The organism is Dokdonella sp., assembly GCF_049593775.1.
Taxonomy (GTDB): domain Bacteria; phylum Pseudomonadota; class Gammaproteobacteria; order Xanthomonadales; family Rhodanobacteraceae; genus Dokdonella.
The window spans coordinates 1-5,626 of the sequence record NZ_JBAWHJ010000425.1; the positions used below are offsets into that span (position 1 = coordinate 1).

Genomic DNA, 5,626 nt, shown 5'->3' on the forward strand with positions numbered 1-5,626 from the left:
GCCGATGGCCCTGACTATTGCGGAACAGTCGAGCTGGCGACATTGGAGCTGCCGGGCGACCTCTTCGGGCGTATCGATCAGGACGTCGAAATGCTGCAGGCAGGATTCACCGGCGGCCTGAAGAAGCGACGGCGCAATGTGAACAAGGGCAGTTTCGGACACGTGCTGGTCGTAGGTGGCGATGAGCGCATGGCCGGGGCGGTCCGACTGGCTGGCGAAGCCGCCTTGCGCAGCGGAGCCGGTCTGGTCAGCATCGCGACACGAGCCAGCAACGCATTTGCGATCAATTCGGCACGACCGGAATTGATGGTGCAAGGAGTCGATGGTCCGCAATCCATCGCGCCAATGCTCGAACGTGCGAGCGTCGTGGCCCTTGGTCCCGGGCTGGGCCAGGGTGCGTGGGGACATGCGCTGTGGGACAGCACCGTGCGTGCCGGGAAACCGCTGGTGCTCGACGCCGATGGGCTCAATTTGCTGGCGGCCTATCCGTACCCGCTTCGTGCCCCTTGCGTCCTGACGCCGCATCCAGGGGAAGCCGCAAGGCTGCTTGGGTGTGATGTTGCGAGAATACAGTCGGATCGTTTTGCAGCGGCCCGTGAGCTCGCCGCCCGCTATTCGGCCATCGTCGTTCTGAAGGGCACGGGCAGCCTGATCTCGAATGCCCAGGGGCGGCTGGCGTTGTGCCCGTTCGGCAATCCCGGCATGGCCAGCGCCGGCATGGGAGACGTCCTGACAGGCGTTATCGCCGGCCTGCTGGCGCAGGGTCTGGATGCCTGGGACGCGGCTTGCCTCGGTGTACTTGCACATGCGCAGGCGGGCGACCGCGCGGCTGGGGAGTTTCCGCGTGGGCTAGTGGCCAGCGATCTCCTCCAGCCTTTGCGGGTGTATTTGAATGGTGCATCGGAATGAATGCCGAAATGCAATGGAAGAACATCGACGAGGCCGGGCTTGTCGATATCGCGAAGGCATGTGCATCGACAATAGGGAAAAGTGGCGTGGTCTTCCTTGATGGCGATCTTGGCGTTGGCAAGACCACATTCGCGCGTGCGCTCATCGCTGCCCTGGGAGTTGGCGAGCGCATCAAGAGCCCTACCTATAGTCTGGTGGAGAGCTATCAGGCCGGGAACTTGCGCGTGCATCACCTGGATCTGTACCGGATTGCCGATGCAGAGGAGCTGGAATGGCTGGGGCTTCCCGATCTGCTCCAGGGCGACATGCTGATGCTGGTCGAGTGGCCGCAGCGGGCCCTGGCTGCCTTGCCGGCAGCGGACCTGAAACTGAACCTCCTGCATGCCGGAGACCGGCGTGATCTTGTCCTCGAGGCGGCGTCGCAAAGTGGCAGGACGTGGATGGCAGCGGCAGCCTTGAGGTTGGGCCGATCCCGCCCTGATACTTGATGTTGTTCATAGAAACATCACGCATATTATGGATTTACAAAGGAAAAGACTTGAAATCCTTGGGTGTTTTGGGATTGAATGCACAACCATGGACGTTCGTGCGCCAGTATTGATCCGGATTGCAGCCGCTTGCGCCTTGCTCATGGGGGCGCTATTGCCTGCCCATGCGGCGGAAATCAAGGCCTTGCGCATTTGGGCCGGGCCCGAATACACCCGCGCGGTTTTCGACGTATCCGGCCCACTCGAGTACCGGATCTTCGATCTCGACGGACCCGACCGTCTGGTGCTTGATATTGAATCCAGCTCCTTCGCCGCCGATTTCGAGGCCGCAGAAGCGGCGGGATTGCTCAAGACCGTACGCAGTGGCAAGCAGGGCAAGTCTGATCTTCGCGTCGTGTTCGATCTCGATGAGGGCGTTCGTCCCAAGAGTTTCCTGCTTCCGCCGGCTGAAAAATTCGGCTATCGACTGGTTCTCGACCTGTATCCCAAGACGCGGGTCGAGCCGGTGAAAACGGTCGAGGCCGTCTTGCCACCTGGCACCTCACGAAACGTCATCGTGACCATCGACGCCGGCCACGGCGGCGAGGATCCCGGTTCGATAGGTGCAACCGGCAGCCGCGAGAAAGTCATCACCCTCGCGGTGGCGCGTGAACTCAAGCGCGTCATCGACAAGGAGCCAGGCATGACCGCCATGCTGACTCGTGATGGTGACTACTTCATTCCGCACAAGCAGCGCTACCAGAAGGCCCGCGACGCGAAGGCCGACCTTTTCATTTCGGTACATGCCGATGCATTCACCAAGAGCTCGGCCAGAGGCAGCTCGGTGTGGGTATTGTCGCCGCGTGGGGCAACCAGTGAAGCAGCGCGTTGGCTCGCTGACAGCGAGAACAGGGCTGATCTCGTGGGCGGGGTATCCCTGGATTCGCGCGACGATACGCTCGCGGCGGTTCTGCTCGATCTCTCGCAGGGCGCGACCATGGAGGCCAGCAGCGCCGTCGCTCATCAGGTGCACGCATCCATGAGCCGGGTCGGGCCCACCCACAAGAACCATGTCGAACGGGCCAACTTCGTTGTGCTGCGCTCGCCGGACGTCCCATCGATTCTGGTCGAAACGGCATTCATATCGAATCCGGCAGAGGAACGCCGCCTCAATGATCCGGCTGAACGATCCAAGCTCGCCGAGGCCATCCTTGACGGCGTGCGCAATTACTTCCGCTCGACCCCTCCGCCAGGTACCTGGTTTGCGCTTGAGGAGAATCGCGCGAAGGCAAGCCGCCACGTCGTATCAAGCGGTGAATCCCTCAGCGTGATCGCGGCGCGACATGGCACCTCGGTGGCGGCACTGCGCAGCGTCAACAAGCTCACCCGCGACCAGGTGCGCGTTGGCGACGTACTGGAAATCCCGCAGGGCTGAGGCAGAGGGAAAACCGGGCCGGTTTTCCCGGATCGCTGAGGCCACGGTTGGTGTGAAATTTCCGCAAGCGGTTCACTCGGCGCAATCCCCTGCAACCATGCGGGCTGGTCGAACTGGATTGATCCGCTATCATCGGAGATTGTCCCGATCTCCCGAATCCGCATGCCACGCATCCATCCCTTGCCATCCGAGCTGGTCAATCAGATTGCAGCGGGTGAAGTCATCGAGCGTCCGGCATCGGTCGTAAAGGAACTGGTCGAGAACAGTCTGGATGCCGGTGCGCGGCGCATCGAGATTGATATCGAGGAAGGTGGCGCTCGACTGATCCGGGTTCGTGACAACGGCATGGGGATCGATTCGGAAGACCTGGCCCTGGCTGTATCGGCGCATGCAACCAGCAAGATTTCCAGTTTCGAGGATCTTGAAAGTGTTGGAACGCTGGGCTTTCGAGGTGAGGCCTTGCCGTCCATCGCATCCGTATCGCGTTTCACCCTGACTTCCCGCACACCCGACGCCGAAGCGGCATTCCGCATCGAAGTGGACGGTGGCAAGCCGCATACCCGGCGTCCGGCGCAGCATGCGGTTGGATCGAGCGTGGAGGTGCGCGACCTTTTTTACAACATCCCCGCCCGACGGAAATTCCTGCGCGCAGAGCGCACCGAATTCAATCATATCGATGACCTCGTCAAGTCGATCGCGCTGGCCAATCCCGGCGTCGAGTTTCGGCTTGGTAACAATGGAAAGATTGTGCGTTTGTACAAGCCGCTGAAGGAAGCCGGTGAAGCAGCGCGTCGGGTCTCCGATGTGCTCGGCGACGAGTTCGTGGCCAATTGTCTTCGTGTCGAGCACAGCGGTGCCGGCATGAGCCTGAAGGGATGGGTCGGGCTTCCGACCGCGTCTCGTTCACAGGCGGATCAGCAGTACTTTCACGTCAATGGTCGCCTGGTGCGCGATCGCGTGGTGAGTCACGCTGTCCGCCAGGCCTACGCCGACGTGCTCTTCCATGGGCGTCACCCGGCGTTCGTGTTGTTCCTTGAGCTGGATCCGAGGGGTGTGGACGTCAATGTGCACCCGGCCAAAAGCGAAGTGCGATTCAGGGAATCCCGTCTGATCCACGAATTTCTCTACCGCAGTCTTCACGAGGCATTGGCAGAGGCGCGCGCCGGTTCGACACTGCCTGCGGAAGGCATCCAGGCTGCAAACCAGCCCGGTCTGGCCTCGCGACTCCCGTTCCAGCAGCAGTCCGGACTTCGCCTGGGCGTTGGTGAGCCATTGGCCGAGTATGCTGCCGTGCTCGGTACCCAAGGCAACTCTGGTCAGCGGGTGTTCGATACGGGCGCGAATGCACCTGGCCAGCTCATGCAGGAACCTGAGGCCGATATTCCACCGCTGGGCTTTGCCATTGCGCAACTGCATGGTGTGTTCGTGCTTGCGCAAAATGCGCAGGGACTGATCCTGGTCGACATGCATGCGGCGCATGAACGCATCACCTACGAGCGCCTCAAGCGGGCCCAGGAAGGTGAAGGTATTCGTTCACAATTATTGCTCGTGCCCCAGTCGATGGCAGTGAGCGAGCGCGAAGCGGCAATTGTCGAGGAGCAAGGTGCGCGATTCGACGAGCTGGGCTTCGAGATCAGTCGCAGTGGGCCGCAAGCCATCACCGTGCGCAGGGTGCCCAACTTGCTGGCGTCTGGTGACGTCGCACAACTGGTTCGCGATGTCATTGCCGATTTCGCAACGCATGGATCTTCGCGGCGGGTCGAGGAAGCGGGCAATGAACTGCTGTCGACCATGGCCTGCCATGGTTCGGTACGAGCCAATCGGCGCTTGAGTTTGCCTGAAATGGACGCACTCCTTCGTGATATGGAAGCGACAGAACGATCAGGCCAGTGCAATCATGGCCGCCCCACCTGGGTACAACTGACCATGCCGGAACTGGATCGCCTGTTCCTGCGTGGTCGCTGAACCCGCAGTCACTCGAAAAGGACCCAAACCCATGCTGCTGACTCCACTCCTGCTCGCCGCAAGCCTCTCCGGGATCGAAGTTGCTTCGGCTCACGCGAAGGAACCGTACACCGTGGAAATCGAAGAGTGGCGCGCGCAACGCCTTGAGCGACTCACGTCAGCAACCGGCTGGCTTTCCCTGGTCGGGCTCGACTGGCTCAAGCCTGGCGTCAATACGATAGGAAGTGCCAAGGACAACGACATCATCATCGCGACTGCGCCAAAGCACCTGGGCAAGATCGAGTGGAAAGGGGACGAGGTGACCGTGGCATTAAACCCCGGATCGAACGCCACGATCGACGGTGATTCTGTTGTTGCCGGGATTCTCCTGGATGACTCGCATGAGAAGCCGACTACGGTGGCGTTCGGCAGTACCAGTTTCTACCTGATCGAGCGCGCTGGTGGAAAGAAGGGATTGAGAGTCAAGGACGCCAAGGCAGAGACACGAACCGGATTCCTTGGGCTGGACAACTATCCCATTGATCCATCCTGGCGCATCGAAGCGAAGTGGATCGCTTTCGACCCACCCCGTGTAATGGAAATTCCCAACGTAATCGGGACCGTGGATTCGATGACGGTGCCAGGCAAGGCGGTATTTGAACGCGACGGCCAGACATACGAGTTGCTGCCGGTGTTCGAAACCGAAGCGGCGACCGAACTGTTCTACATAATCGCCGACAAGACCACTGGCAAGGAAACCTACGGAGCAGGGCGATTCTTCTATTACGAATTGCCCGTGGACGGAAAAGTCGTGCTCGATTTCAACAAAGCCTACAACCCGCCGTGCGCGTTCACGCCTTTTGCGAACTGT

5 protein-coding genes are annotated in these 5,626 nt (G+C 60.7%); all 5 read left to right on the forward strand.

Going from position 1 to position 5,626, the window contains the following annotated elements; genetic code table 11:
* Positions 1-909: NAD(P)H-hydrate dehydratase (locus WBP53_RS14710; RefSeq protein ID WP_423930228.1), on the forward strand; the 909-nt coding region annotated here is incomplete at its 5' end.
* Positions 906-1,397 (forward strand): tRNA (adenosine(37)-N6)-threonylcarbamoyltransferase complex ATPase subunit type 1 TsaE, encoded by a 492-nt coding sequence (tsaE, locus tag WBP53_RS14715; RefSeq protein ID WP_423930230.1) that lies wholly within the window; start codon positions 906-908, stop codon positions 1,395-1,397. The genes WBP53_RS14710 and tsaE, both read left to right, overlap by 4 nt.
* Before the next feature lie 88 nt (positions 1,398-1,485).
* Complete coding sequence (locus WBP53_RS14720) at positions 1,486-2,811, forward strand: N-acetylmuramoyl-L-alanine amidase (RefSeq protein ID WP_423930232.1); 1,326 nt, start codon at positions 1,486-1,488, stop codon at positions 2,809-2,811.
* 162 nt (positions 2,812-2,973) lie between these two features.
* Positions 2,974-4,776, forward strand: coding sequence for a DNA mismatch repair endonuclease MutL (gene mutL, locus WBP53_RS14725; RefSeq protein ID WP_423930234.1), 1,803 nt, complete (start codon positions 2,974-2,976; stop codon positions 4,774-4,776).
* Positions 4,777-4,807: 31 nt separating this feature from the next.
* Positions 4,808-5,626: DUF1684 domain-containing protein (locus WBP53_RS14730; RefSeq protein ID WP_423930236.1), on the forward strand; the 819-nt coding region annotated here is incomplete at its 3' end.